Consider the following 25,945-nt stretch of genomic DNA (forward strand, 5'->3'; position numbering starts at 1 on the left):
TCGGCCGTGTGCGAACACAATGCCGCTCCGGTCGCTGGACGGTGCGAGCGTCATCGTGAGCGGTCAGTCGGGAGACCTTCGCGGCGCGCCGGAGCACTTCCGAACTCCCGGTGGGTACCGCCCACAGTCTCGACGACGGCGCGTCGAAGGTTCGCCGGATCGACGACGCGTCCGCGCTCACGAAGCCGGTCGTAGACCGCCTCTGCCTCGGGTCCGACGTAGTTCCGGTCCGAAAAGGGCCGCTCCTCGATCAGCAGGATTTCGTCGGCGCTCGCAGCGGCCCGGAGGTTCGGGAGGTTTCCGGTGCCGACCTCGACATCCGCGACGACGACGCAGTCGGCGTCGTCGATCCGCCGTTCGACCGCTTCCCGTGCCGCCGGATCGACTCCGGCGAAGGGATCGACGGTCACGACGTCGAGGCCGAGACTCCGGGCGGCCTCGGTGTCGGTATCGCCCTCGTTGAGCGCACCCACGGAGACGTCGAATCCGGCCGCATCGAGCACGTACAGGTGCCGTGCGGCGGTCCCACCACCGCCGACGACGTGGACGCGTCCCGCTGCTCGCTCGGAATCGGCGGCGCGCCCGTCCGGCAGCGCCGTGACGTACACCGAGCCGGTGACCGGATGGCGGGACACCACAGCATTGGCGTCGAAAGCGTCCTCGAGGGCCGATTCGGTGAGTACCGACGCTGGCGGGCCGTGGGCGGCTACGTCACCGTCCGCGAGGAGCAGCAGTTCGTCGCAGTAGTGTGCCGCGAGGTTGAGGTCGTGGATCGCCGCGATGACCGTCTTCCCCGTCGCCACCAGCTTCCGGACGAGTTCGAGCGTCCGGATCTGGTGGTTGATGTCGAGGCTCGCGGTCGGTTCGTCCAGGAGCAAAAGCGGCGTCTCCTGCGCCAGCGAGCGTGCCAGGAGGACGCGCTGCCGTTCGCCGCCGGAGAGCGTCGTGATCGGTCGGTCGGCAAATTGGCGCGTGTCGGTCCGATCGAGAGCACGGTCGACCGCGTCATTGTCGGCCTCCCGCCAGGTGCCGAATCGCGAACGGTGTGGGTTACGGCCCATCTCGACCACGGAGCGGGCGTCGAACTCGAACGTGACGGTCGTATCCTGCGGGACGGTGGCCACGAGCCGGCTCGCCGCTTTCGAAGAGAGGGTGTGGACGTCCCGACCGTCGATAGACACGCCGCCGGTGTCCGGACTGAGCGTGCCGTTGAGCGTCCGGAGCAGCGTGGTCTTCCCCGCGCCGTTGGGGCCGATGAGCCCGAGGAAGGTCCCGGAGTCGACGGTCGCGTCGATCCCTGCGAGCACGGTCGCGTCGCCGAAGCCGACGCGGAGGTCCGCAATCTCGACGAGCGGATCGGGGCTCGTTCGGAGAGGACTACCCGACTCCGTATCGCCGCTCACAGCCCCGTCACCTCCTGTGAGCGGAGCAGATACAGGAAGAAGGGTGCACCGAGCGCGGCGGTGACGATACCCACCGGAATCTCCGTCGACCCCGAACGAGCGAGGGTGTCCGTCGCCACGAGAAAGGACGCGCCGGCGAGCGCGCTGGTCGGAAGCAGGATCCGGTGGTCCGGGCCGACGAGCAGCCGCATCGCGTGCGGGACGATCAGGCCGACAAAGCCGATGACGCCGGTGACGGCGACTGCAGCGGCGGTGACGACGCTCGACGCCGCGAGCAGCAGCCGTTTCGTCCGCTCGACCTCGATACCGAGGGTGTGAGCGTCCTCCTCCCCGAGCAGGAGCACGTTCAGATCCCGCGCGTAGAGGAGCAAAATGAGGAAAAGCGGCGGGAGCACGATGGCGATGACCCGCACTTCGGCCCACGTCGTCCCGCCGAGGTGACCCATCAGCCAGTAGACCACACGCCGGAGGCTCTGCCCGCTGTAGAGGAGCAGAAGCGAGATGATCGCGCCGAGGAGCGTCTGGACCGCGACGCCGGCCAGAAGCAGCGTCGCCGTGGGCGTTCGCCCGTTCTGGGTGGCGATGAGATAGACCGCAAACGCCGTGATGATCGCCGAGACGAAGGCGGCGCCCTGGAGTTCGAGACCGAACGGGAACGCAAACGGAAGCACGACGGTCGCCACGGCACCGACGGCCGCGCCCGAGGAGACGCCGATGATGGAGGGATCTGCCATCGGGTTCCGGAAGAACCCCTGCATCACGACGCCGGCCGTCGCGAGCGCGAAGCCGACGAAGGCGGCGAGGGCGATCCGGGGCAGTCGGACGTCGAGAACGATGATGCGACTCGTCCGTTCGACCGGGAAGGAAAGCGGCGACGGCTCCGCCGAGAGCAGCACCTTCGCCACAGTCGCCGGCGGGATCGACACGGGGCCGATGCCGGCGCTGACGACGACGACGGCTGCGAGCGCACCTGTGAGGGCGCCTGCCCAGGCGACGGTCCGCGTTCGGAGACTCACTACTACACAAACTGAGTTGGATTAGCCAAGTACTTGTTGCAATAGCGTCCACGGAGGGGTATGCATCGGAGCGTTCTCGTCGTCGCGACATTGCTCGTGTTTGCCGCCGTCGTCCCTGGCGTCGGGGCCGCGGCCATCACAGATGGGACAGCCGCGGCCGCGGCTGAAAGTGGCGCCGTCGGTGCCGTGACTGACGGGGGAGCTAGCCACCCAGCAGATCACGACTCGGAGACCTGTGAGTTCCCCTACGAAACCACCGACGCGACGGGTTCCGAGGTAAACATCACGTCCGATCCCGACCGGATCGTCACGCTGAATCCCAGCGCCGCACAGACGATGTGGGAGATCGGCGCACGCGAGGAGGTCGTCGGCGTCTCCCAGTACGCGAGTTACCTCGACGGCGCCGAGGAGAAGGTGAACGTCTCCGGCGCCGGCGGGCCGAGCGTGGAGAAGGTACTCGAAACGAACCCTGACCTGATTCTGGTGCCGAACAGCTCTCACGGTGCGGCCGCAGACCGAGTCGAGCAACTGCGCACGCAGGGGATTCCCGTGTACGTGTTCGGCCAGCCCACCTCGCTTGCGTTCGTCGCCGACAAGACTGAACGGATCGGCCGCCTCAGTGGCAACTGCGAGGCGGGCACCGCGCGCGCAGCGGAGATTCGCCAGTCGGTCGAGCACATGGAGCAGGCGCTCGACGGGACCGAGCGACCGGTCGGCCTCAACGTCTTCTTCGGCTACACGTCGGGCGGTGACACGTTCATCGGCGACCTGATGGAGACCGCCGGCCTGCGGAACGGTGCCGCAGAGGCCGGAATCTCGGGCTTCCAGGTGATCAACGACGAGACGGTCGTCAATATGAGCCCGGAGTGGATCGTCGTGCCCGAGGAGAGTCCGGTCCCGGAGAACGCGGCGTACAACAGCACCACTGCGGTTCAAGAAGGGAACATCGTCCGCGTGGACACGAACTACCTCCAACAGCCCGCACCCCGGTCGGTTCAGGCCGCCGAGGTGATTATGCGGCGCGTCCACCCCGAGGCCTACGAGGAGTACCGCTCGCTCGAGTCCGGGGAGCCAACGACGACAGCCAGCGACGACGGCACGCCGCCCGAGACGGTGACGCCCGAGACGTCGCCGACGCCGACGTCGACGGGAACGCCCGGATTCGGCATCGTCGTGGCGGTCATCGCGCTTGCGGCCGCGGCGCTGCTCTCGGGCCGTCGGTAGCGACGCGCGAGGCCCCGTTTTTGTGTGTCGGTCCACACGGGACAGTATGGCGACTGTCAGCGAAACTCACATCGAGAACAGAGAGCGGATCCAGCCGAACGACACCAACAACTACGGGAGCGCCCACGGTGGCAACGTGATGCGCTGGATGGACGAGGTCGGCGCGCTCTCGGCGATGCGGCACGCGGGCGAGACGTGCGTGACGGCGTACGTCAACAATCTGGATTTCAAGCGCCCGATCCCGCAGGGCGACACCTGCGTCGTGAGGGGTTACGTCTACGCGACGGGCGGGACGAGCCTCCGGGTTCGGCTACAGGCGTTCCGTGAGATCCCACAGACGGGTGAGCGCGAGCAGACCACCGATTCCTACTTCGTCTTCGTCGCGATCGACGAGGACGGCTCCCCGACGCCGGTGCCTGAACTCACCGTCGAGAGCGACCGGTGTAAGCAGTTGCGGGAGGCGGCGCTGGCCGGCGAATCCGGACAGCGAGGGTAAGGATCATACCCTCTCCGGAGCGAACGACCAGTATGGACGTCACTATCTCGCAGTCGCGCGTCGCCGGACGGGTCCGTGCACCGTCCTCGAAGAGTTACACGCACCGGGCCATCCTTGCTGCCGGGTACGGCGAGGAAGCGACCGTCACGGACCCGCTCGTCAGCGCCGACACGCGCGCGACGATGCGGGCCGTCGAGGCCTTCGGCGGGACCGTCGAGCGCGACGAGGACAACGACCGCCTCGTCGTCTCGGGGTTCGCGGGCCGACCCGAGGTTCCGGACGACGTGGTCGACTGTGGGAACTCCGGGACGACGACCCGGCTGGTCACCGCCTGCGGAGCGCTGGCGGACGGTCTCTGTGTCTTCACCGGCGACGAATCACTCCGGTCGCGCCCGCAGGGCCCGCTGCTGGACGCGATCGAACAGTTGGGCGGCCGCGCGGAGTCGACGCGTGGCAACGGGCAGGCGCCGCTCGTCGTCGGTGGCGAAACCGGCGGCGGCGAGGTGTCGATCCCCGGTGACGTCTCCTCGCAGTACATCACCGCGCTGTTGATGGCCGGCGCTGTGACGGCCGAAGGCATCGAGATCGAACTGGAGACCGAACTGAAGTCGGCGCCGTACGTCGACATCACACTTGAGGTACTCTCCGACTTCGGCGTCGACGCCGAACGGACAGCGGCAGGGTTCGCCGTGCCTGGCGGCCAGTCCTACGACCCGCCGGGCGGCGAGTACGCCGTCCCGGGCGACTTCTCGTCGATGTCGTATCTGCTTGCGGCGGGGGCCGTCGCCGCCGCGGAGGGTGAGGCCGTCGTCGTCGAGGGCGCGCGGCCGAGCGCACAGGGCGACAGCGCCATCCTCGAGATCCTCGAATCGATGGGTGCGTCGATCGCGTGGAATCGGGGGATCGGCGAGATCACGATCCAGCGAGCGCCGCTGTCGGGGACGACCGTCGACGTCAGTGATACGCCCGATCTCCTGCCGACGATCGCTGCGCTCGGTGCAGTTGCCGGCGGCGACACCGTCATCGAGAACTGCGAACACGTCCGGTACAAGGAGACCGATCGGGTGAGCGCGATGGCCGAAGAACTCGAAACGTTGGGTGCGTCAGTGACCGAAGAACAGGATCGGCTGACGGTCCACGGCGGCGAGAGCGACCTCGTCGGGGCGCGCGTCGACGGCCGCGCGGACCACCGGATCGTGATGTCGCTCGCGGTCGCCGGCCTCGCGGCCGAGGGCGAGACCGTCATCGAGGGCGGCGAGCACGTCGACGTCTCGTTCCCGGACTTCTTCGAGACGATGGCGTCGCTCGGCGCCGACGTCGAGCGGACCGAGTAGTTCGGCTGACGTTCCGGTCGGCTACGTCTCGGTAGTCTGCAGGCCGAAATTCTCGCCGACGGGGTCCGGTGGTCTGCCGCCAGAGGTCCCTGTCGGCCTACGCCTCGCCGGTCCGCCGCCCGGTGACCGAGTCGATTTCCAGTTCGACGATGCGGACCTCCATCTCCTCGACGTCCTCGTCGAAGACGCGGATCGGCGAGAACGCGCGGTTTATTTCAGCGGTGTCGAAGCGTTCGTGTTCCGATTCCGGGAGTTCGGTCAGTTGCCCGGTGACGAGGACGCTCCAGGAGTCGATGCCGCGCGGGTCATCCGTCGGCGTCGTTCCGTGGAGGACGTACGTCACCGTCCCGGTTGCCGAGAGGAATTCGTCTTTCGTGCTCCCCTCGGTCACGCCGAGGCGGAAGTAGAGCCGCTCGCCGTCGTAGTAGTGCGCCAGGGGAACCGCGTAGCTGTCGTCACCGTCGGCGAGCGAGAGAACGCCCGTTTCCGTCGTGCGTAGTCGCTCGTCGATCGCCGAGTCGTCCATCCCGAACGTGTATGCGTAGTCGATGTGGTCCATACGGAACTCCCGGGAGACGGGGCTGGTCGTACGCGCCCCAGTGTGATATGTGTTCTCGTGACGCCCCGCAGATTGTGCCTTACTGCAACGTATATATGCCCGGAACCACGACGGCGAGGTAATGAACGGGAACCGATTCGGCCGGCTCTTTCAGGTCACCACCTACGGCGAGAGCCACGGCGACGCGATGGGCGTGACCGTCTCGGGGTGTCCGGCCGGGCTCGAACTCGACGAGGAGGACGTCCAGGCGGAACTGGACAGACGGAAGCCGGGGCAGTCGATGATCACCACCTCCCGAGGGGAACCGGACGCGGTGTCGATCAACTCCGGACTGCAGGACGGCTACACCACCGGCACTCCGATCGGGATGGTCATCGAGAACAAGGACGCCCGCTCGGGCAAGTACGAGCCCTACGTCACGGCGCCGCGGCCGAGTCACGGCGACTTCACCTACTCCGCGAAGTTCGGGACGCGCAACTGGGGCGGCGGCGGCCGCTCGTCGGCCAGAGAGACCGTAAACTGGGTCGCTGCGGGCGCGATCGCGAAGAAGGTCCTCGAAACCGAGGACGTGCAGGTGAAAGCCCACGTGAACCAGATCGGCGAGATCGAAGCGCCGCCGGTGAGCTTCGAGGAGATGCTCGAACACACAGAGGAGAACGAAGTGCGGTGTGCGGACCCCGAAACGGCGGCGGAGATGCGCGAACTCATCGACGAGTACCAGGAGGCGGGCGACTCGATCGGCGGCTCGATCTACTTCGAGGCCCAGGGCGTCCCGCGAGGGCTCGGCGCGCCGCGTTTCGATTCGTTCCCCGCGCGCCTGGGGCAGGCAATGATGTCGATCCCGGCGACGACGGCGTTCGAGTTCGGCCTCGGTCGGGAGGCCAGAGAGTGGACCGGGAAGGACAGAAACGAGGACTGGGAGTTCTCCGACGACAGCGAGGCGCAAAGCGCCTCGGAGGAGGCGAGCGGCGACGAGCCGCAAGTGCGAGGCGACCCGGTCCCCGAAGGTAACAAACACGGCGGCCTTCAGGGCGGCATCACGATCGGCCAGCCGATCTACGGCGAGATCACCTGGCACGCCCCGACGTCGATCCCGAAGCAACAGCGTACTGTCGACTGGGAGACCGGCGAGGCAAAGGAGATCCAGGTCGTCGGACGACACGATCCGGTTCTCCCGCCGCGGGCGGTCCCGGTCGTGGAGGCGATGTTGAACCTCACGATCCTCGACTTTATGCTCCTCGGCGGCCGCATCAACCCCGACCGACTCGACGACTCCCCGGGCAAGTACGACACCGATTACCACCCGTCGAGCCCGGACAACGAGTGATGGACGACGGCTGATCTGGAGCCGCCCGCTGATCAATCAGGAGTCAGTCGACGGCTGATCTGGAGCCGCCCGCTGGTCAATCAGGAGTCAGTCGACGGCTGATCGTGGGATGGTCGGCGCGTCGACGACGTTTTTCGGTGCCAGATATCTGACGTACAGCTGTCTGATCTGTGACATCCCGGCTGTCAACTTCGCCGCATTTGTAAAGACATTCAGCTGTGAACCCACTAATTGATATAATCGATATTTCGACCGAATGTAAAATGAATATCGGACGTATAATAGGTCTTTCATCATCTTTCCTTGGTAACTTATAGCAAAGCCTTTAGTCGAGTCTCGCCGAAACGTTCGGTAGTGGCCCACACGGGCCGTGAGCTCAGATATGACTGACGACGAACTCATCTGGCGCATCGCAGGAGGTTCCGGAGACGGAATCGCCTCGACCAGCCAGAACTTCGCAAAGGCCCTAATGCGCGCGGGGCTCCACGTATTCACGCATCGACACTATCCGTCCCGCATCCGCGGCGGCCACACCTACACCGAAGTACGGGTGTCGGCGGAGCCGATCAGTTCGCGCGGCGACGGGTACAACTTCCTCCTCGCTTTGGGCGACTCCTTCGCACGGAACCCTCAGGAGAACGCCTACTACGGCAACGAGGAGATCAAGCCGCTCTCGGAGAACCTCGACGAACTCAACGAGGGCGGCGTCATCGTCTACGACTCGGGGCTGTTGGACACAGAAGAGATCCCGAACTTCGACGAGCGGGTCGAGGAGAACGACTGGCACGTCTACGACATCGACCTCCGGACGATGGCCCGGGAACACGGCCGCGAAGTGATGCGGAACACCGCCGGCGTCGCCGTCACGTGTGCCATCGCGGGCATCGAGCCCGAGGTCATCAAGAGCCTGATGGACGACACGATGCCGGAGAAGGTCTTCGAGCCGAACATGTCGGTGTTCGACGACGCCTACGAGACCGTCCGCGAGGAGTACGACGCCGACGCGCCGGACGTGTCGGTCCCCTCGGGCGAGCACGACGACGAACAGGTGCTCATCTCCGGGTCGGACTCCATCGCCTACGGCGCCCTCGACGAGGGCTGCCGCTTCATCGCGGGCTACCCGATGACGCCGTGGACCGAGGTCTTCACCATCATGTCGCAGAACCTCCCCGAGGTCGGGGGGATCTCCGAACAGGTCGAAGACGAGATCGCGGCGGCCGCACTCGCGCTGGGCGCCTCCCACGCGGGTGTCAAGGCGATGTCCGGCTCCTCCGGCGGCGGCTTCGCGCTGATGTCCGAGCCGCTCGGCCTCGCAGAGATGACAGAGACGCCGGTCGTCCTCGTGGAAGCGATGCGGGCCGGGCCGTCGACCGGAATGCCTACCAAGCCGGAGCAGGCCGACCTCGAACACGTCCTCTACACCTCCCAGGGCGACTCCCACCGGATCGTCTTCGCCCCCGCGGGCGCCGAGGAGGCGTACAGACAGACCCGGCGGGCGTTCCAGATCGCCTACGAGTACCAGATTCCCTCGATCGTCCTGTACGATCAGAAGAACGGGGGCGAACTGCAGAACGTGCCCGCTTCCGTCTTCGACGAGGAGCCGAATCCCGACCCCGGCTCGGTGCTGACCGAGGCGGAACTCGAAGACGCGCCGCACGACCCCTCCGGGAAGTACAACCGCTTCCAGCACGACGTCGACGACGGCGTCAGCCCGCGGTCGATCCCGGGGCAGAAAGGCGGCCGCTACCTCGCGACGGGCAACGAACACACCCCCGCGGGGCACATCGCCGAGAGCCCGGACAACCGCGTCAATCAGGTCAACCGACGGATGGAGAAGATGGAGGCCATCCGCGCGGAGCTCGCTGCCGAAGAGAGCATCAACTTCCACTACGGCCCCGAGGCGGCCGACTACGGGATTATGACGTTCGGCTCCCAGCAGGGGACCGCAAAGGAGGCCGTCGACGAACTCAACGAGGCGGGCCACTCGGTGAAGCTGCTCGGCGTCTCCCAGCTTGCGCCGTATCCGGTCGAGGAGGTCACCGAGTTCATCGAGAGCGTCGACGAGGTGCTGGTCGTCGAGATGAACGCCTCCGGGCAGTTCCGCGGCCTGACGCAGAAGGAGATCGGCCGCTTCGGCGAGAAGCTCTCGAGCCTCCTGAAGTACAACGGCAACCCCTTCGAGCCCGCCGAGATCGTCGACGGGTTCGTCACCAGTATCGTCGAGGACGGGACGCTGCCCGGCCACGAGACCAAGTTCGTACCCGCAGCGAGTGATTAACAATGAGCGCATTCAGTGCAATCGGCGACGAGGCCGAACACGACAGAGACGAGTACACGCCCGGACTGGAACCGCAACCGACGTGGTGTCCCGGCTGTGGCGACTTCGGGGTCCTGAAGGCCCTGAAAGGCGCCGCCGCCGAACTTGGGCTCTCGCCCGAGGAGATGCTGGTCTGTACCGGCATCGGCTGCTCGGGCAAACTGAACAGTTACTTCGAGAGCTACGGCTTCCACACGATCCACGGCCGGTCGCTGCCGGTCGCGCGGGCCGCAAAGCTCGCCAACACCGGCCTGACGGTCGTTGCCGCCGGCGGCGACGGCGACGGCTACGGGATCGGCGGCAACCACTTCACCCACACGGCCCGCGAGAACCACGACATCACCTACATCGTGTTCAACAACGAGATCTTCGGGCTGACCAAGGGCCAGACGTCCCCGACGTCGCCGAAGGGTCACAAATCGAAGACGCAGCCGCACGGCTCCGCGAAGGACCCGGTCCGGCCGCTGTCGCTCTCGCTGAACGCCGGCGCGTCCTACATCGCGCGGACCGCCGCGGTCAACCCCAACCAGGCGAAGGACATCATCGTCGAGGCGATCGAACACGACGGCTTCTCCCACATCGACTTCCTCACGCAGTGTCCGACCTGGAACAAGGACGCAAAGCAGTACGTCCCGTACATCGACATCAACGACTCCGAGGACTACGAGTTCGACAAGACGGACCGCTCGGAAGCCTCCGAGATGATGTACGAGACCGAGACCGTCCTCCACGAGGGGACCGTCCTGACCGGCCGCTACTACGTCGACGAGGAGCGCCCGTCCTACCAGCAGGAGAAACAGACGATCGGTGAACTCCCCGAAGAGCCGCTCGCCGAGCGGTACTTCGACGACGACTACGAGTGGGAGCGCGTCTACGATACGTTCCTGGACAAACACAAGTAACGCACACAGACGTCACCGATCTCACGGCCCGCGGCCGACAGTTTTCCTGCGGCGAGTTCGCTTTTCAGGTTCGGAAGGTATTTTTTCCGGCAACCGAAAGTTAGAGGTATGGAAGCCACCTCGACGGAGGGCCGGATCCTCGATGTCCTCGAGGAAGACGCCCAGGCGTCGTACTCAGAGATCGCAGAACGGGCCGACGTCTCGAAGCCGACCGTCCGCAAGTACATCCGGAAGATGGAGGAAGAGGGGATCATCGTCGGCTACTCCGCCGACGTCGATCCCAAGAAGCTCTCGGAAACGTCGATCGCGCTCGTGGGGCTTGACGTCGCCTCCGAACGCTACGTCGAGGCGACGAAGGAACTGAAGGAACTCGACGCCGTCGAGTCGCTGTTTACCTCCTCGGGCGATCACATGTTGATGGCCGAGGTCCGCGCGCCCGACGGCGACGCCCTGGGCGACGTCATCTCCGAGACGCTGCTCACGATCGACGGGATCACCGCGGCACACCCGTCGTTCCTGCAGGAGCGGCTGAAGTAGTCGGAACGACGCACCGCCGTAACGACAGGCACACCGATCCGACGGCTCACTGCCGTTTCCTCCGTCTCGCCGCCTCAGCGGACGTCGAAATCGACCGTCTCAGTTCGACCGAACACCGATCGTCCGACTGGAGTTTTACTTCCGCCGCGCGTGGCAAACGCTATAGTGGCCGCTCGCCCGATACCTACCCGGTTGTCGACCGAGTGATCGAGATGCCCCGAATCGACCGGACGACCGAGGCGAACGCCCCAGAGGACGCAGATGAGCGGTGAGACGCTGCCGGGCGTCGAGCGGGACGATCCCCCGCGGATCGTCCTGCACGTCGATATGGACTGCTTCTACGCCTCCTGTGAGCGGTTGCGGGAGCCCGCCCTCCGCGGCCAGCCCGTCGTCGTGGGGATGGGGTACGAACCCGGAGACACGATCGGCGCGGTCGCCACCGCGAGCTACGAGGCACGCGAGTTCGGCGTCGAGAGCGCTCAGCCGATCTCGCAGGCGCTGGATCGCCTTCCGCGTGCGGCGGCAGACGACGCTGCCGAGGACGACACCGAGCCAGTGGGCTACTACCGCCCCGTCGATCTGGACTTCTACCAGTCGGTCGCCGATGCGGTCAAAGAGATCCTCCACGACTGCGCTGACGTCGTTCGCGAGGTGAGTATCGACGAGGCGTATCTGGACGTGACAGAGCGGACCGCCTGGCGTCGGGTCCCCGACGGCGACCGGACCCTCGCGGAGGGGTACGCCCGATACGTGAAACAGCGGATCGCTCGCGAGGTGGGCGTCCCCGCGAGCGTCGGTGTCGCGCCGAACCTCTCGGCCGCCAAGATCGCCTCGGACCACGACAAACCCGACGGACTCGTCGTCGTCGAGCCCGGCGAAGTCCGCGAATTCCAGGCACCGCTTTCGGTCGAGGCGGTCCACGGCGTCGGCCCCGTCACGGCGGATCGGCTCGCGTCGATGGGGATCGAGACCGCCGGCGACCTGGCGAGCGCCGATCCCGTCGAGTTGCGGGAGGTGTTCGGCTCCCGCGGCGTCGAACTCCACGAGCGGGCCCGCGGAATCGACGACCGGGAAGTCACCCCGACGGGCCGGCCGAAGAGCCTCTCGCGGGAGTCGGCGTTCGCGGAAGCGACCGACGACGACACGAAAAAGCGGGAGACGGTGACGACGCTCGCTGCCGACGTGGCCGCACGCGCACAGAACCGCGGGGCGACGTATCGGACGATCGGTATCAAGGTCGTCGTCCCGCCGTACGAGGTCAACACCCGCGAGCGGTCGCTCTCCGGGCCCGTCGACGACCCGGGCCTCGTCGAGGAGGTCGCACTCGAACTCCTCGCGGAGTTCGACGGCGAGGCCGCCCGCAAGGTGGGCGTTCGCGTCTCGAATCTGTCCTTCGCGTCCGGCGAACAGGCCCGACTCGACGGATGGGACGAGGAGGACGGCGTCGGCGGCGGTGGCTCCGAAGCGAACGGTCGAGACGGGGATGATCCGACCGGCCGCGGGCAGGCCTCGCTCGGCGAGTTCGAGCGGTAATAACAGCCGGCTAACAGTTCCGACACACAGTACGACACCGTTATCCCCCGGCAAATAGTAAATACGGGAATGACTCCCTCCAAGTCCAATCCCGTCTCGGTGACGAAGGCGACGCTGTACTGCCCCGACTGCGGTCACGAGAGCCGAATCAACGGCGACTGGCTCCTCGAAGTCCGTCCCGACTCCGTCGACTACGGGTGTCCCGAGTGCGGGACGACGATCGACTCCCGTCGCGATCCCGAGGACCTGCCCGCAGGGCGCAGTAAGCCGCTGTTCGTATCCGCCGACGACTGACAAGAAGCCGACAGCTGTAATCGTCGGTCCCGGATCGAAGTGACCGGGTCGCGTTCGGACGACGCTTACGTCGAGCCGAGTTCGACTTCGGACGGCGTCACCTCGTCGAGTTCCTCGACGACCGCCTCGTCGTGTTTGACCGTCAGGCCGATCGTCAGGCCGAGTCCGTACAGCGCGATCAGGAACCACCCGTACGCCACGACCGTCTGTCCGACGATCCCGAGGTTGACGGCCCACCACTCGACGGTGAGGAAACTCCAGGCCGCGAGAGCGATTGCGTACAGATGCAGCGGCGCGCTGCTCAACAGGTGACTGTTGAACCGCCGGATCCGTCCCCGGTTGGTCTGGGTCTTGAAAAGCTGGTATTCATCGGAGAGGTTGGTTGCCCCCATCCCGATCGCGAGCAGCGCTCCGAGACCGGCGATGGCGAACCAGCCGGACCCGATTACTGTCGGGGACATATTCAGTCCCAGCCCCATCCACGCTGCTGACCACCCGGCCCAGACGAGAGTGCCGAGGCCGTAGAGGCGATACCCCTGCCGTACCACGTTACTGAGTGGCATATGAGTGAGTGATGATTATGAGTTGATAAATCTGTGGTTATAGTTCAGACTCGCTGACACTGTAACCAATCCGGCTGTTCGCCCAGTTTGCCCCGTTTTGTGTCAGTAACCCACGAGTGAAGCCGTGGGCTTCCGTCTTGTTTATTTGTGATAGCGCGCCCCGGACGTTTCCGGAAGTAGCCCGTTTCCACAAAATAATCGCCACACTGCGGGTGAAAACCCGTCGGTATCACGTCCGCAGGGTCGTTTCCCGGAAGCGACCCACGCATCCTTTTGTGAGTTCACACGAAAGGAGATACCGACCCCCGTATGATCCGCGATGCTCGGGTACTCCGTGCCGGCTTCGTCCCCCGCGAGGTGGAGCATCGCGACGCCGAGGTCAACCACCTCTCCAGCGTGCTCGAACCGATCACGAACGGCGAACCCGCGGATACCGCAGTCGTGACTGGGCCGAGCGGGACCGGAAAGACCTGCATCTCGAAGTTCGTCATCGAGCGGCTCCGCGAGGAGGTGCTCGACGTCGAAGCCACGTACGTGAACTGCTGGCGGAACTACACCCGCTTTCGGACGCTGTATACGATTCTCGACGACCTCGGGGGGACGATCGACATCCACCGGCAGTCGACGCCCCACGACGAACTCGTCGACCGCCTCCAGCAGTACGAGGGTCGGACGGTCGTGATCCTCGACGAGGCGGATCAGCTCGAGGACCCCGGTCTGATTTACGACCTCCACAGCCTCCCGCAGTTTGCGATCATCTGCATCGCGAACAACGAGGAGGAACTGTTTAGCCGCGTCGACGACCGCCTCGTGAGTCGTCTCCGCGCCAGCGAGCACGTCCGGATGGAGAAGTACCACAACGAGCAGCTGTTCGACATTCTGCAGGCCCGCGTCAGGTGGGGGCTGGAGCCGGACGCCATCACCGACGAACAGCTCTACCGGATCGCGGACGCGGCCGCCGGCGACGCACGGCTCGCGATCGGCATTCTCCGGACCGCGGCGAGCACCGCCGACCGCGAGAACCGCGATCGGATCACCGACGAGATGCTTTTCGACGCTGCCGAGGACAGCCGCGCCCGGATCAGACAGAAGAGCCTCGACTCGCTCACGCCGCATCAGCGCGTCGTCTACGACGTCCTCGACGAACACGGGCCGCTGAGTCCGAGCGATATCCACGAACGCTACGCCGAGGTCGTCGAGGATCCGCGGACGAAACGGACCGTCCGAACCTACCTCGCGAAGATGGAGCAGTACAACCTCCTGACGGCCGAGGGGACGAGCCGCGACCGGGAGTACGCGCTCGTGGACCCCGACGCCAGCTAGTCAGCGCCGGGCGCTCGCGCCCCCGGACCGCGACAGGTGAGACGAGGGGGCCGGGTTTCTGGAGCCGATATCACCGTCCTCGGAACCGTTCGCGGAAAACCCTCACAGATGCCGAAATCCGGCACAGGGTAGCCGCTCGTCCCGGTCGGGCCGCGATCCCTGAAACGCGGAACCGACACGCCGCGGCTTATCGGCCCGCCGGGCGTCTATCGAGGTATGTCACACGACGACGCGTCCTCGGTCGCTGCGGCAACGACGGGACGGCAGACGCGCCCCGCGGAGCGAAACCGCGACCTCGTCGACCGTACCGCACCCGGAATCGAGAATCCGCTGCTCCCGTCGCTGGAGCGCGGTCTCACCCTGCTTGACGTCGAGGAGCGGCGGGGTGTGTCGGTCCTGCAGGCGCTCGTGTTGGATCACCTCCTGTTGTGCGACGGCCCCGCATTCTGGGTCGACGCCGACGGCCACGCGACCACGGCGGGACTGGCCAGGATCGCCCCGAGCCGACGCCTGCTCGATCGAATCGCTGTCGCCCGCGGCTTCACGCCCTACCAGCACTACAGCGCCGTCCGCGACCTGTCGACGGCGGTCAACCGGCGGATCAGAGCGATCGCGTCGCGGTCGACCGATACGGCGGAAGGAGAGTCTCCCAGGCGCGCCAGCGATGACGGCCCGGCGACGCCGTCGCTCGTCGTCGCGCCGGCGCTCGACAGCCAGTACCGCGCCGCCGACGCGCTCGCGGACTGTCACGCCCGGACGCTGCAGGCGCGCACGCTTGCCCGACTACAGACGTACGCCGAGTCTTACGACGTCCCCGTGCTCGTGACGCGGACCGCAACCGACGACTTCACCGCCGCCATCGAGACCGCCGCGGGACGAATCCTGGAGTGCGAGCGGACCCGGCTGGGGCCGCGGTTCGTCGGCGAGGAGTTCGAGACGCTCGTCTATCCCGCCGGCGCGTACTACCAGACGACGCTCGCGTACTGGCGACGGGTACTCGGCGCGCGCGCCGAGCAGGTGGGGGTGGATCTGTCGCCGGCGACCCCGGCGGACGGTCCGTCCGAATCGGTCGGGACCGCCGTGACGGCGACGGGAGCAGCGGCGTCGTTCACCGCGAACCCGCTCTTGGACGCGTGGCCCGGAGCCGGGGGGCGCTGAGATGGGGCGAACCGATCCCACGTACCGGGACGCCCTGCGGGCGATCCGGGACCGCTGGGCCGACTTCCGGCGGGCGCTGCGGCGGCGCGATCAGCCCCGGTTTGATCGGCTGTTCGGCTACGCCCGGGAGCACGCCGACGCGAGCGGAATGCTGAACCACGAGAACCCGCTGTTTCCCGCGCTGTTCAGCGTCGACGTCGAGCAGGAGGCCCGTCTCGACACCCACGAGGAGCGCCTCAAGTCCCACGGGAAACGACTCGATTCCCACGAAGAGCGGCTCGATTCCCACGAGGATCGACTCGACGAACTCGAAGACGCGCTCGGGGGCCGACGCGAACGAGATGCCGACGCACCGAGCGACGAGGGATAGCGATGCCGTTCACGGTCGATTTCCTCGACGACGGGCGCGTCCGCACGTGGGAGTCGACGCCGGACGGGGCGGCCGAGATCGTGCGGTCGTACACCCCGCGATTCTTCCTCGCGAGTCGGTCGCCCGACGACGAGGTGGACCTGACGCGCCTCCGGGCGTTCTACGAAGGGCATCCGAACGTCGTCGGCACGGAGACCACGACCCGTCGGCCCGGCTTTCGTCGGGACGAGGAGCGCGTGCTCGCCGTCGACGTCGATCACGTCGACCGGATCACCACGCTCGCGCGACAGGCGCGACAGCTGCCCGGGTCCCCGGTCGGCGACGTCGCCTGTTTCAACGTCGATTTCTCCCCGGAGTTCCGCTACTGCCTCGAAACCGATACCGATCCGACGCCCGCAACGGATCTGACGACGCTCCGCCTCGCGGTTCCGGTTGCCGAGACGACCGACGACACATACAGCGAACTCACCGTGGACGGCGAGCGCGTCTCCGGACCGCCGGCGGACGTGCTGACCGCCGTCGCCGCAGCGGTCGATGCGCAGGATCCGGACGTCATCGTCTGTTCGACGGCCGAGATCGTGCCGACGCTCTCCCGGATGGCGGCAGCGGCTGGGATGGACGACTTCACGCTGAGCCGGCGGCCCGGGGTCGACTACCAGCAGCTCGCCGGGGAGTCGACGTACGCGAGTTACGGGCGGGTGGGCCACTCGCCGGCGCGGTACAACGTCCCCGGGCGGGCGATCGTCGACGAGTCGAACACGTTCTTCTACGGCGAGACGAACCTGGCGGGCGTTCTGGATCTCGTCTCGCGGTCGTGGAAGCCGCTGCAGGAACTCGCCTGGGCGTCGATCGGGAACGTGCTCACGGCGATCCAGATCCGGGAAGCACACGACCGCGGGGTGTTGGTGCCGTGGAACTCCTGGCGGCACGAGTTCTTCAAGCCGATGGGGACGCTGCACGACGCCGACCGCGGCGGCTTCATCTTCGCGCCGGCGGTCGGCGTCCACGAGCGGGTCCACGAACTGGACTTCTCGAGCCTCTATCCCAACATTATCTGTACGCGGAACGTCTCGCCGGACGTCATCCGCTGTGGGTGCCACCGGGACCGCGAGGATGTCCCCGAACTGGGCTATGCGATCTGCGACGACCGCGGCTACCTCGTCGACGTGCTCCAGCCGCTCATCGACGCCCGCGACGAGATCAAAGCCGCGATCGACCGCGAAACGGAGGGCTCCGAGCCGGATCCGGACCGACTGGAGGCGCTGGAGGGCAGATCGGCCGCCCTGAAGTGGATCCTCGTCGCCTGCTTCGGCTACCAGGGGTTCAGCAACGCGAAGTTCGGCCGCATCGAGTGCCACGAGGCGATCAACGCCTTCGCCCGCGAGATCCTCCTGACCGCCAAGGAGCGCCTCGAAGCGGGCGGCTGGCGCGTCGTCCACGGGATCGTCGATTCGGTCTGGGTGACGCCGGCTCCCGACATCGACTCAGCAGCACGAGCGGACCTCGACACCCTCGCGGCCGAGATTTCCGACGCGGTCGAGGTCCGACTCGAACACGAAGCCGAATACGAGTGGGTCGCGTTCGTTCCGCAGCGGGACAGCGACGCCGGGGCGCTGACGAAGTATTTCGGGAAGGTCGCGGGGGAAGACGAGTTCAAGATCCGCGGGGTCGAGGCCCGCCAGCGGTCGACGGCGCCGTTCGTCGCGGCCACCCAGCGGACGTTCCTCGAACGGTTCGCCGCGAACCGGGATCCGACGGCAATCCTGGAAGCGCTCCGAACGGCGATCGATCGGCTCCACGCCGGCGTCGTCGACCCCGAGCGACTCGTCGAACGAAACCGCGTGTCGAAACCACGTGCGGCCTACTCACAGTACACGAAAAACGTGGCCGCGCTCGAACGCGCAGAGGACGACGGACTGGCGGTGCAACCGGGCCAGACGGTCGAGTACGTCGTCGTCGACGACGCGAAGACGTCACGGGACCGGGTCGCACTCGCTCACGAGAACCCCGAGTCGTACGATCCCGCATACTACGAAACGCAACTGGTACGCGCCGCCGAGAGCGTCCTCGCACCGCTCGGCTGGGACCGAACGGAGATCCGGGAGGCACTTGACGAGACGCGACCGACCGATCTGACGGTGTTCGGCGCCGGACAGACCGGCAAGAGAGAGTAGCCGAACCGCGGTGTAGGTATTCGCGGTGCCACGCGGACTGTTGGATTTCTCAAGCCGGGTGTCAAAAGAGGGCGGCTACGCCACCAGTAGCGTGAGGCCGACGGAGACGGGGACGAGCACGAGGAGATAGCCGGCGGCCGCGAGGGCCCACCCGCGGCTGATGGCGGTGCGCCGGGACGCGTCGACGCCGGAGGCGCGGGGCAGCGGAACGGCGACGAAGAAGGCGACCATTAGCACGTACAGAAGCACCGTCACCGAGACGACCGACAGCAGCGAGGAGCCGCCGAAGAACCACTCGGCACCGAGCAGGAAATACGTGAAAAGCAAGCCGGTTCCGAGGCCGGCCAGATAGTGAGCGACGGCTGCGAGTCGGGCCGGCGCGCGATCGACGGTCGTCCGCGTCAACACGCTTGCAGCGACGTACGGGGGCGTTGTCCCCTCTGGAACCCGTTTCATTATTTCGTCCATCACGAGCACCGAGACGATCGCCGCACTGAGTCCGATCGGAAAGCGGACCACGGACGGTGCCGAAGCGAGTTCGCCGAAAGCCATAGAGGAGGGTGCAACCGCGGCGCGTTTGGAACTATCGGCCGTTCGGTCAAGCGGGCGGCCACGTCGCAGGCGGTCGCCCGGCCGAGCGTAGCGGTCTGCGCCGGGCGATGCGCTACGCGAAGTATCTCGGCGGAAAGAAGTACGAGCGCGACCAGGAGGGAAACCGCAAATAGCGGGAGCCACAGGAGTGGTACGACGAGGAGAAACGCGAGGTGGCGCTCGTCTCCAAGGACTATCTCGACCGCGTCCGTGCGGACGACGCCTACGAAGGAGCGAAGCATTCCCATCAGTCGCAGTACGAGTTGAGCACGAACTATAGTAGCGTTTGCAAGTCTTCACTCACACGATCGCACGCGGTCGTGCGATCGGATGTGCAATCAGTTGCAAACGCTACTATAGCGCGGAATCTGACGACCCACGACGGATACGGCCGGGAGAACGAGGTGGGGAATCCCGTCGTTTTGACGGGGAGATCAAAACCCAGTTTCGAATCCAATTCTCGGCGGGCGGGAGCCGATGGTCACCGCCAGCAGATTCAGCGACTCTCCAGTGTCACCGGTCCTGCGGTGTCACCACCGCCGACCAGCGAAAACCCCGTCGCATCGAGGGCCCCGGACAGTTCACTCGTCGCCACTTCGATGGTGTCTGTGAGTTCTCCCGCCTCGAGATACGAGGAAAACGCGGCACCCGTCGCCTCGAATAGGTCCGCGAATTTGTCTTTCGGAACGCTGTCTGTCATACTGTAACCTTGTGTTTTCTTGCCGCATAATTGGCCGCTCCCGATCGAACAGCAGGCGAACGGAGAGCGCTACGGACGACCATACGACCGCTACGGACTGCCGATAGCACGGCTCACTACTGCTTTATTTTCTCAGAGCGCGTGTGTGAGTGTGGTGAATACCTCTATGACCTCTACTTCACAGTCGCGCTCCGAGCGCATCGAACCCTTCGAATCTACCCCTGCGGCCGGACGTTCGCTGATGGACCGCGTCGCGTTCGCCGCCTCGTGGCTCGCAGTTGTGCTGCTTGCACTGCTCGCGGTGGGAACGCTGACAGTCAGCGTTCCGGGAACGCCGATCCGGATGCTCGCCGGCACCGCGATCCACGCGGGACTCGCGCTGTTTGCGGCACCGCCGGTCCGCCGATATCTCCGCGAGAACTACGGCATCACGTTCGGTCGCTGGACCGTCGCCGCCATCCTCGTCGTCGGCGTCATCGTCAACGAGGGGCTCATCACGCCCGAGGTACTATAGCCGACTGCAATTTTTCCGATCCGTCATCAGTGTCCTCCGTTTTCCCACGAGCACCGCTCCTGCGGAAAGAAATCGAGGTACAGTTTCCGGTACTGTGCATACTGTTCACAGATATACGAGGCGGAAGCCCCCGAGTTCAGTCGTGAGTCACCGACGTCCGGCATAGCAGAGACTATCCAGGTAGGCCTGCCGACCGGTTAGTCGTACCAGTCGACGTACTCGCAGTTGGGACAACGGACCCGGGTGACGAACGTTTCTCCGCGGTCGTGATTGTCCGGCGGAACCTCACTCACGACGACGGGGTCGTTTCCGCACTCGGGACACTCGTAGGGTAAATTCACGCTAGTTGACATTCGGAGCGGGTAGAAATATTAAATTTTCTCCGGGATGGGTAGATCGTCTCCCGTTCACCCACGAGTGAAGTCGTAGGCTTCCGCCTTGTATATCCCTGAGGACCAGATTCCCACGCCACCGTGCGCGGACTGAGAAACACGCTTCGGTTTCGAGTCCGCCCCTCATATGGACTGCTGTACCTGCTTGTCGCTGTTCACGCCACACGGTGCTGTGACCAGCGGGAAGAGACGACAGCAGCCCCTATCAGAGCCCGGACCCGCCGTCGACCGGGATGGTCGCGCCGTTGACGAAACTCGCGTGCTGGCTGGACAGAAAGGTGACCACCTTCCCCAGGTCGAGCGGATCGCCCGGCGACTCGTAGGGACAGTCCGCGAGCACGGCCTCCCAGGCCGACGGGACGTCGGTGAACTCGCCGGCGTCGACCCGTCGGCCCAGGAACTTCTCCAGGTCTGCGGTCTCGTGGGGCCCCGGGACGACTGCGTTCACGCGGACCTCGGGCGCGAACTTCTTCGCCTGGCTTTCGGTGAGACCCTGGACCGCCCGCCCGTACGCAGTCGCCACCGACAGTTCGTCGGTGAGTGCGGGGATAGCGGGGTTTGCTACGGTGACGACCGACCCCTGATCGGACTCTTCGAGGTGAGCGTAGGACTCACGAATGGCCCAGACGACGCTCATAAACAGCCGATCGAACCCCCGGAACCAGTCCTCGTCGGAGACGTCAAGAAACCGCTCCGGTTCGAGTGGTCGGGGTCCCGTGACGAGGTGGTCGATGCCGCCGTACTGGTCGACGGTCTCCTCGACGAGCGCCGCCAGATGGTCACGGTTGCGCACGTCGACTTCGAGACCGAGAATCTCGCCCTCACCGAGGGCGTGGAGTCTGTCGCTGGCGTACGCGAGGTCGTCCAGATTCGGCGCGGCAAGGGCGACGTTCGCACCCTGGCGCGAGAACGCTTCCGCACAGGCGTGGCCGAGCCCGGTCGCACTCCCGGTGACCAGCGCAACGTTGCCCTCCAGTCCGAGGTCAATGTCCATATCCGACGCTTGGGCACCAGTCGTAAAAGGTTCGTGCCCAGCGATGCCCCCAGTCCATCCCCTCGGCGACGAGAACGACGTTGCCGCGCTGGTCCGTTGCCAGTGTCCGGCAACCAGCACGTCGAAAGCAAGGCTTGCAGGTGGTTTTGATACGATGTCTTCAGGTCTCGCAATTCGTTTCAGATATTTGCATCAGCTGTTCGTTGTCACTCTTAACACACCCACTGCGCAGACGCGCAATTATCTATGAATCAGGTCATCTCAAAGCAGTATATCAGCGGTAGAGCGTATGTAGGTGGGGTATACTGGAAACCTCTACGACGCCAGAAAAGCGGGTGATACTGTCGGGCGTAACTATCTGGAAATTCTCGGCACCCTGAGATGCCGAAATATTCCACGAACTTACGTCCGACAGTATGAGAAACAGCGAGTCGAAAACGGATGCTGGACAGATTGTAAATGAGGGAGTCAGAGAAGAGTGGCCTCACCCGAAATGAGAATCGTTCAGTTCAAACCGGCTATGGACTACGAGTTCACGCTGCTCGCGCTCGGTTCAACTCGACTGAGCCGTCGCTGTCGATGAACACATCGAGTTGATTGAACCATTCATCGGATCGAAATTCCCTGGCTAGAACTACATCGCCGTCCAACTGAACCGTTACTCGGTACTGGCCACTCTTCCACGGCATTTGACCGAGTTGGGAGGTCTCCTTACTTGCAACGTCAACCGTGTTTGCCACGGCCAGTTTCTCCCGCTGGATAGTCCAAACTGTGACGGTATGGGAAACATCGTCTTCGTTGACAGCGAGCATCGTAATAGGATCTCCCGGGCTTCCGGTACAGCCACCAAGAGAGAGTATACTCGTCAAAGCAGCGAGGCACTGGCGTCGGTTCACAGTTCGTTGATGAGACGCTCCAATCAAAAACCCAGTCTTGGGACAAACGACTATTTACCGTAAAGGGTACTCCTCCATCGGTGGCTCCAGTTTCCCACAATACGAGGTACTCAAGGACGCTCCCACGGCAGATTCACTCGAATGGACGTGAAGAAAACCAGACTCTCGTTCACATATTTCTGAGGGCGGGCTACTCACTATACGCTCGCTTACGCCGACGAAAGTTCCAACCGACGGGGATTACCGCATTGAGTCGGGTCACTCTCCCAGTTCGATGCTGTATTCCCCCTCGAATTCCCGTACTAGCTCTCGAAGACTAAATAGAAATAAAAATTAAAGAATTTATCAAAATTAAAATATATTTCTTGGATCTGGTTTGAGTATTTTCCCAATTGGTGTTCTTGTATCCATATCCACTTTCAAATTAAGAAAGTACCATAGACTTATTTCTGTGATTATCCAGATAGCTGAAAAAACCGCAATTACTTCTTTTAGGTACCTTGGTAACTGGTTCCCAAGGACACTAAATATTAAGAATATACTGATGCCCAGTATAATTATTAGCATAGCCAATTGGATCACACCGAATAGCCTATACGGCCAAATATGTTTGCGATAATACCCTCTCGTTTGGTTGAAAATACCACTAGGATCTAATATATCTTCATTCATATTATATATTTTTAACAGACCCTCCATCCCATCCGATAGGTTCGTATTGTCAGTATCAAAGCCTATTTCATCAGTACTACTGGATTCTTGATTAGATTCATCACTTAGCATTTCGATCCCTTCGTCGTCCGGAATCATTTCAAATATATGTCCAATCATATCTTCAAATTCCACACTTTTTGGGACAATGTCCACATTATCGGGGTTGTTTTCACTATTTCTCGTATATTCTTCAAGTATAAGCTCTTCTAATATTAGTTTTCTTTCTTCGGCTGGAACCCCCTCTCTTTCCAACCTATCCATTTCTTCATCCAATTTTTCCATCTTTTCATTAGTCAGGGGGAAACTCGACGTAGTCTCCTCTACAACAGATTCTGGGAGTAGCTCATTCAGGAACGGAGAAAGGAGTTCATCATTGATAAATTCCAAGTACTCATTTTCAATTTCCTGTTCGTATCTGTCTAATTCAACCCAAATATTTTCTAGTTGTTCAAGTCGAATACCTAGATATATTGCAAACCCGACTGACAAAATCAGTGTCCCAGTAGCCATTTAGATGACCATTTAGACCACCCGCTATATAATTTTGAGGTCAGTGATATGTGTAGAGTGGTGCAAAGTAATATAGTACTCATCACCCCCCGAATAGAGTGATCGGGATGGATTTGTACTTTCATAAATAATTTCAAGTTGGATTGTGAAATCAGGACAACCGCGTGACGGTATGCTCCGGTCATCGTTCAGGGGTTCAAATCAAATGAAATCCTGTCGAACGGCTTAGGTCATCAAAGCAGAGACACGGCGTAACGGCTCTGTGCGGTGCGGTTTCCGCGAAGAATGAGCGGAGTGGGGTCGGAGGGATTTGAACCCCCGATCGACTGATATCTCCGGTACGCGCCTCGGTACTCCAGAGGGTCGTCGTCGCGACCGATGATCAGTCGGCCGCTCGGTATATCAGTCTGGAGTGTCGTCACCGGGCGCAAAGCCTCTGGAGTCAGTCGCCATGCCGGGCTTGGCCACGACCCCTGGTACGCACTCGTCCGTATGCCGATACCGCATAAAGGAATTACGATCGGTCGCCAGTCACACGTGGCGATCGGAGACGGTCACCGATCCGTATCCGCCCACGAACACTCCTGGCACTTGTAGGCCGTCACGAACTCCGTGACGCTCGGCATATACCCGACCGAGAGGACGTTCTCACCGCACTCCGGGCAGTCCATCTCGGCGTCTTCGATCGCTTCGGCTTCCATCGGCCGCTCACCCTCGACGAGTTCGGCGAGCCGCTCGGGCGTGACCATCCGTCCTTCGACGACGCGGTTGCTCATACGCCGGGAAGAACGCGGAGGGTGGTAAATGCGTCGCGGGAGCGCCCCCTACAGCCAGGGCGCTCTGGAGCCGTTGGCCTCGGAGTAGCCGTATCCGACGTCGCTGTCCGAACCGCTGACGTCGTCAGCGTCCTGGTCGTCGACATCGGCGTCAGAGTCGTCGGGGTCGCCGCCGTCGGCGACGGCCGCACTCGACGCCGAGGAGGGGTCAGCCTCCGATGGGGCGACGTCCTCGTCCCCGATTGGCCCCGCCGAGGGGTCGTAGGCGAAAAGCGCCGTGACGCCCAGCACGCCCAGGGCGACGGGGGCTTCCGTGGGGAGGAGGCCCAGCACGTCGATCGCGAGCATTCCGAGGGCGACGGAACTCCCGAAGCGGAAGCGGTCGATGTCCACCGCACCGCGGAGCTGCGGCGCGGCGAGCGCGACCGCGAGGGCGAACGCGACGCCCACGCCCGCGGCCGCGACAGCCGGTGCGACCGTCGAGACGTTGGGTTCGAGAGACAGCGCGGCGCCGTTGATGTCGACGCTGGCGACCAGCCCGAGACCGATGATGATGCTCGGCGAGGGGAGATACTCTCCCACCTTCGCGGAGGCCGTCTTCGCCGCGACGGCGAGGATGACGAGGCCCGCAAAGCGGTGGAACACCTCGAAGTTGAGGACGGCCTTCAGCGTCTCCGCGAAGAGCGCTTCGACTCCTGCGAGAGGCAGCAGCACGGCGCCGAGGATGAGGATGGCCGTGACCTGTTCGCGGCGCGTCCCCTCCATCTCCGCGAGGATGACCGCGACCGTGGCCGATCCGCCGAAGATCAGCAGCCCGGTCTCGATGATACCGAGCGGGCTGGACAGCGCACCCGCAATGATGAGTGCGGGGAAGATGCCGTCGACGAGCGGCAGGGCCATCACCGTCGCGAGGAGCTTGGTCGCCCCACCTACCTGTTGCTCTAAGCGGAGTGCGACGGGGTGACGTGAAACGCTCATCCGGGACTAGCGGCCGTCACCATCGGCCAAACGGCGATATGGGCGCAAGCCCGACGGCGCGGCGCCGCGGGCGCTCCCGAGCACTCCGAGCGAATCGCGCGTGGGGAACCAGTTCCCACGTTTGAAATTCTGCATCGCTGTAAATGTAAAGGTGGCATCGTGGCGGTCGATCGGCTGACCCGCGATGCGCGATGCAGAGGGACACTCGGAGTCCATACTTCATATCAATCGGAGTGGGATATTAAACGTTGTGTGGGACGAGTGCTCACGGATCTTGGCCTCTTTCACCATACTGCCGGAAGAACCGTCGGGCTTCGAGAAGTGCCGGGGGTTATTCGACAAACTGGCGA

Annotated in this window: 27 protein-coding genes and 1 tRNA gene; 14 read left to right on the top strand and 14 right to left on the bottom strand. The window is 64.1% G+C overall.

The window, feature by feature from the left end:
* Positions 1-50: 50 nt before the first annotated feature.
* Both RJT37_RS12360 and btuC read right to left on the bottom strand, forming a co-directional pair.
* On the bottom strand, positions 51-1,403 hold the full coding sequence (locus RJT37_RS12360) for a heme ABC transporter ATP-binding protein (RefSeq protein WP_390209025.1): 1,353 nt from the start codon (positions 1,401-1,403) through the stop codon (positions 51-53).
* The gene (btuC, locus tag RJT37_RS12365) at positions 1,400-2,419 is read right to left on the bottom strand and encodes a vitamin B12 ABC transporter permease BtuC (RefSeq protein ID WP_313684865.1); all 1,020 of its coding nucleotides are present in this window, start codon (positions 2,417-2,419) and stop codon (positions 1,400-1,402) included. The genes RJT37_RS12360 and btuC overlap by 4 nt, the downstream gene beginning before the upstream one ends.
* Before the next feature lie 60 nt (positions 2,420-2,479).
* On the opposite strand from btuC, the gene RJT37_RS12370 reads away from it, so the two are divergent.
* From RJT37_RS12370 to aroA, 3 genes are read left to right on the top strand one after another with little or no spacing between them, the layout of a single operon-like run.
* Positions 2,480-3,643, top strand: a complete 1,164-nt coding sequence (locus RJT37_RS12370; RefSeq protein WP_313684867.1) for a PGF-CTERM-anchored ABC transporter substrate-binding protein — start codon at positions 2,480-2,482, stop codon at positions 3,641-3,643.
* A gap of 46 nt (positions 3,644-3,689) precedes the next feature.
* The gene (locus RJT37_RS12375) at positions 3,690-4,139 is read left to right on the top strand and encodes an acyl-CoA thioesterase (RefSeq protein WP_313684869.1); all 450 of its coding nucleotides are present in this window, start codon (positions 3,690-3,692) and stop codon (positions 4,137-4,139) included.
* Between the two features lie 32 nt (positions 4,140-4,171).
* A complete protein-coding gene (gene aroA / locus RJT37_RS12380) occupies positions 4,172-5,473 on the top strand; it encodes a 3-phosphoshikimate 1-carboxyvinyltransferase (protein ID WP_313684870.1) in 1,302 nt (433 codons plus the stop codon).
* A 97-nt stretch (positions 5,474-5,570) separates the two neighbouring features.
* Here the strand turns inward: aroA and RJT37_RS12385 are convergent, their stop codons facing one another.
* Positions 5,571-6,032 (bottom strand): pyridoxamine 5'-phosphate oxidase family protein, encoded by a 462-nt coding sequence (locus RJT37_RS12385; RefSeq protein WP_313684872.1) that lies wholly within the window; start codon positions 6,030-6,032, stop codon positions 5,571-5,573.
* A 121-nt stretch (positions 6,033-6,153) separates the two neighbouring features.
* Between RJT37_RS12385 and aroC the strand changes: the two genes are divergently transcribed.
* From aroC to RJT37_RS12415, 6 genes are all read left to right on the top strand, one after another.
* Entirely contained in the window at positions 6,154-7,359 is a 1,206-nt protein-coding gene (gene aroC / locus RJT37_RS12390) for a chorismate synthase (protein WP_313684874.1), read from the top strand.
* A gap of 382 nt (positions 7,360-7,741) precedes the next feature.
* Positions 7,742-9,637 carry a 2-oxoacid:acceptor oxidoreductase subunit alpha gene (locus tag RJT37_RS12395; protein ID WP_313684876.1) on the top strand — a complete coding sequence of 632 codons (1,896 nt, stop codon included), beginning with the start codon at positions 7,742-7,744 and terminating at the stop codon, positions 9,635-9,637.
* A gap of 2 nt (positions 9,638-9,639) precedes the next feature.
* A complete protein-coding gene (locus tag RJT37_RS12400; RefSeq protein ID WP_313684877.1) occupies positions 9,640-10,578 on the top strand; it encodes a thiamine pyrophosphate-dependent enzyme in 939 nt (312 codons plus the stop codon).
* Positions 10,579-10,686: 108 nt separating this feature from the next.
* Positions 10,687-11,115, top strand: coding sequence for an HTH-type transcriptional regulator LrpA1 (gene lrpA1 / locus RJT37_RS12405; protein ID WP_313684879.1), 429 nt, complete (start codon positions 10,687-10,689; stop codon positions 11,113-11,115).
* Between the two features lie 261 nt (positions 11,116-11,376).
* On the top strand, positions 11,377-12,648 hold the full coding sequence (dinB, locus tag RJT37_RS12410) for a DNA polymerase IV (RefSeq protein ID WP_313684881.1): 1,272 nt from the start codon (positions 11,377-11,379) through the stop codon (positions 12,646-12,648).
* Positions 12,649-12,717: 69 nt separating this feature from the next.
* Entirely contained in the window at positions 12,718-12,942 is a 225-nt protein-coding gene (locus tag RJT37_RS12415; protein ID WP_313684882.1) for a DUF8106 domain-containing protein, read from the top strand.
* Between the two features lie 65 nt (positions 12,943-13,007).
* On the opposite strand, the gene RJT37_RS12420 is transcribed toward RJT37_RS12415, so the two are convergent.
* A complete protein-coding gene (locus RJT37_RS12420; RefSeq protein WP_313684883.1) occupies positions 13,008-13,505 on the bottom strand; it encodes a hypothetical protein in 498 nt (165 codons plus the stop codon).
* Between the two features lie 309 nt (positions 13,506-13,814).
* Here RJT37_RS12420 and RJT37_RS12425 point away from each other — a divergent pair, with 309 nt between their 5' ends.
* The 4 genes from RJT37_RS12425 to RJT37_RS12440 all read left to right on the top strand — a co-directional run bounded on the left by RJT37_RS12425 (position 13,815) and on the right by RJT37_RS12440 (position 18,530).
* Positions 13,815-14,828: a Cdc6/Cdc18 family protein gene (locus RJT37_RS12425; RefSeq protein WP_313684884.1), complete on the top strand. Its 1,014-nt coding sequence runs from the start codon at positions 13,815-13,817 to the stop codon at positions 14,826-14,828.
* A gap of 216 nt (positions 14,829-15,044) precedes the next feature.
* Complete coding sequence (locus RJT37_RS12430; RefSeq protein WP_313684886.1) at positions 15,045-15,986, top strand: hypothetical protein; 942 nt, start codon at positions 15,045-15,047, stop codon at positions 15,984-15,986.
* A gap of 1 nt (position 15,987) precedes the next feature.
* Positions 15,988-16,356, top strand: a complete 369-nt coding sequence (locus RJT37_RS12435) for a DUF8156 family protein (protein WP_313684888.1) — start codon at positions 15,988-15,990, stop codon at positions 16,354-16,356.
* Positions 16,357-16,358: 2 nt separating this feature from the next.
* Complete coding sequence (locus RJT37_RS12440) at positions 16,359-18,530, top strand: type B DNA-directed DNA polymerase (RefSeq protein ID WP_313684890.1); 2,172 nt, start codon at positions 16,359-16,361, stop codon at positions 18,528-18,530.
* Between the two features lie 75 nt (positions 18,531-18,605).
* Here the strand turns inward: RJT37_RS12440 and RJT37_RS12445 are convergent, their stop codons facing one another.
* Positions 18,606-19,082 (bottom strand): hypothetical protein, encoded by a 477-nt coding sequence (locus RJT37_RS12445; RefSeq protein ID WP_313684892.1) that lies wholly within the window; start codon positions 19,080-19,082, stop codon positions 18,606-18,608.
* A 535-nt stretch (positions 19,083-19,617) separates the two neighbouring features.
* Positions 19,618-19,821: a hypothetical protein gene (locus RJT37_RS12450; RefSeq protein WP_313684894.1), complete on the bottom strand. Its 204-nt coding sequence runs from the start codon at positions 19,819-19,821 to the stop codon at positions 19,618-19,620.
* A 166-nt stretch (positions 19,822-19,987) separates the two neighbouring features.
* Between RJT37_RS12450 and RJT37_RS12455 the strand changes: the two genes are divergently transcribed.
* Entirely contained in the window at positions 19,988-20,335 is a 348-nt protein-coding gene (locus tag RJT37_RS12455; RefSeq protein ID WP_313684896.1) for a hypothetical protein, read from the top strand.
* A 197-nt stretch (positions 20,336-20,532) separates the two neighbouring features.
* Here RJT37_RS12455 and RJT37_RS12460 read toward each other — a convergent pair whose 3' ends face one another.
* From RJT37_RS12460 to RJT37_RS20800, 8 genes are all read right to left on the bottom strand, one after another.
* Positions 20,533-20,676, bottom strand: coding sequence for a hypothetical protein (locus RJT37_RS12460; RefSeq protein WP_311173956.1), 144 nt, complete (start codon positions 20,674-20,676; stop codon positions 20,533-20,535).
* Positions 20,677-20,932: 256 nt separating this feature from the next.
* Positions 20,933-21,721, bottom strand: coding sequence for an SDR family NAD(P)-dependent oxidoreductase (locus RJT37_RS12465; RefSeq protein WP_313684900.1), 789 nt, complete (start codon positions 21,719-21,721; stop codon positions 20,933-20,935).
* A 533-nt stretch (positions 21,722-22,254) separates the two neighbouring features.
* Positions 22,255-22,617, bottom strand: coding sequence for an Ig-like domain-containing protein (locus tag RJT37_RS12470; protein ID WP_313684902.1), 363 nt, complete (start codon positions 22,615-22,617; stop codon positions 22,255-22,257).
* Positions 22,618-22,968: 351 nt separating this feature from the next.
* Entirely contained in the window at positions 22,969-23,841 is an 873-nt protein-coding gene (locus RJT37_RS12475) for a hypothetical protein (protein ID WP_313684904.1), read from the bottom strand.
* Between the two features lie 295 nt (positions 23,842-24,136).
* Positions 24,137-24,315: transfer RNA gene (locus RJT37_RS12480), tRNA-Trp, on the bottom strand.
* 80 nt (positions 24,316-24,395) lie between these two features.
* Positions 24,396-24,590 carry a DUF5795 family protein gene (locus RJT37_RS12485; protein WP_313689959.1) on the bottom strand — a complete coding sequence of 65 codons (195 nt, stop codon included), beginning with the start codon at positions 24,588-24,590 and terminating at the stop codon, positions 24,396-24,398.
* Between the two features lie 75 nt (positions 24,591-24,665).
* Positions 24,666-25,595, bottom strand: a complete 930-nt coding sequence (locus RJT37_RS12490) for a DUF5794 domain-containing protein (protein WP_313684905.1) — start codon at positions 25,593-25,595, stop codon at positions 24,666-24,668.
* 6 nt (positions 25,596-25,601) lie between these two features.
* Positions 25,602-25,811 (bottom strand): DUF8099 family protein, encoded by a 210-nt coding sequence (locus RJT37_RS20800; RefSeq protein WP_465260711.1) that lies wholly within the window; start codon positions 25,809-25,811, stop codon positions 25,602-25,604.
* Positions 25,812-25,945: the final 134 nt, after the last annotated feature.

It is taken from the genome of Halobellus marinus (genome assembly GCF_032113415.1).
Taxonomy (GTDB): domain Archaea; phylum Halobacteriota; class Halobacteria; order Halobacteriales; family Haloferacaceae; genus Haloquadratum; species Haloquadratum marinus.

Bases quoted from the DNA above. Each gene is read 5' to 3' on its own strand.
- RJT37_RS12370 (WP_313684867.1), top strand. From the start codon at position 2,480: ATGCATCGGAGCGTTCTCGTCGTCGCGACATTGCTCGTGTTTGCCGCC.
- RJT37_RS12375 (WP_313684869.1), top strand. From the start codon at position 3,690: ATGGCGACTGTCAGCGAAACTCACATCGAGAACAGAGAGCGGATCCAG.
- aroA (WP_313684870.1), top strand. From the start codon at position 4,172: ATGGACGTCACTATCTCGCAGTCGCGCGTCGCCGGACGGGTCCGTGCA.
- RJT37_RS12385 (WP_313684872.1), bottom strand. From the start codon at position 6,032: ATGGACCACATCGACTACGCATACACGTTCGGGATGGACGACTCGGCG.
- aroC (WP_313684874.1), top strand. From the start codon at position 6,154: ATGAACGGGAACCGATTCGGCCGGCTCTTTCAGGTCACCACCTACGGC.
- RJT37_RS12395 (WP_313684876.1), top strand. From the start codon at position 7,742: ATGACTGACGACGAACTCATCTGGCGCATCGCAGGAGGTTCCGGAGAC.
- RJT37_RS12400 (WP_313684877.1), top strand. From the start codon at position 9,640: ATGAGCGCATTCAGTGCAATCGGCGACGAGGCCGAACACGACAGAGAC.
- lrpA1 (WP_313684879.1), top strand. From the start codon at position 10,687: ATGGAAGCCACCTCGACGGAGGGCCGGATCCTCGATGTCCTCGAGGAA.
- dinB (WP_313684881.1), top strand. From the start codon at position 11,377: ATGAGCGGTGAGACGCTGCCGGGCGTCGAGCGGGACGATCCCCCGCGG.
- RJT37_RS12415 (WP_313684882.1), top strand. From the start codon at position 12,718: ATGACTCCCTCCAAGTCCAATCCCGTCTCGGTGACGAAGGCGACGCTG.
- RJT37_RS12420 (WP_313684883.1), bottom strand. From the start codon at position 13,505: ATGCCACTCAGTAACGTGGTACGGCAGGGGTATCGCCTCTACGGCCTC.
- RJT37_RS12425 (WP_313684884.1), top strand. From the start codon at position 13,815: ATGATCCGCGATGCTCGGGTACTCCGTGCCGGCTTCGTCCCCCGCGAG.
- RJT37_RS12430 (WP_313684886.1), top strand. From the start codon at position 15,045: ATGTCACACGACGACGCGTCCTCGGTCGCTGCGGCAACGACGGGACGG.
- RJT37_RS12435 (WP_313684888.1), top strand. From the start codon at position 15,988: ATGGGGCGAACCGATCCCACGTACCGGGACGCCCTGCGGGCGATCCGG.
- RJT37_RS12440 (WP_313684890.1), top strand. From the start codon at position 16,359: ATGCCGTTCACGGTCGATTTCCTCGACGACGGGCGCGTCCGCACGTGG.
- RJT37_RS12445 (WP_313684892.1), bottom strand. From the start codon at position 19,082: ATGGCTTTCGGCGAACTCGCTTCGGCACCGTCCGTGGTCCGCTTTCCG.
- RJT37_RS12450 (WP_313684894.1), bottom strand. From the start codon at position 19,821: ATGACAGACAGCGTTCCGAAAGACAAATTCGCGGACCTATTCGAGGCG.
- RJT37_RS12455 (WP_313684896.1), top strand. From the start codon at position 19,988: ATGACCTCTACTTCACAGTCGCGCTCCGAGCGCATCGAACCCTTCGAA.
- RJT37_RS12465 (WP_313684900.1), bottom strand. From the start codon at position 21,721: ATGGACATTGACCTCGGACTGGAGGGCAACGTTGCGCTGGTCACCGGG.
- RJT37_RS12475 (WP_313684904.1), bottom strand. From the start codon at position 23,841: ATGGCTACTGGGACACTGATTTTGTCAGTCGGGTTTGCAATATATCTA.
- RJT37_RS12485 (WP_313689959.1), bottom strand. From the start codon at position 24,590: ATGGTCACGCCCGAGCGGCTCGCCGAACTCGTCGAGGGTGAGCGGCCG.
- RJT37_RS12490 (WP_313684905.1), bottom strand. From the start codon at position 25,595: ATGAGCGTTTCACGTCACCCCGTCGCACTCCGCTTAGAGCAACAGGTA.
- RJT37_RS20800 (WP_465260711.1), bottom strand. From the start codon at position 25,811: ATGGACTCCGAGTGTCCCTCTGCATCGCGCATCGCGGGTCAGCCGATC.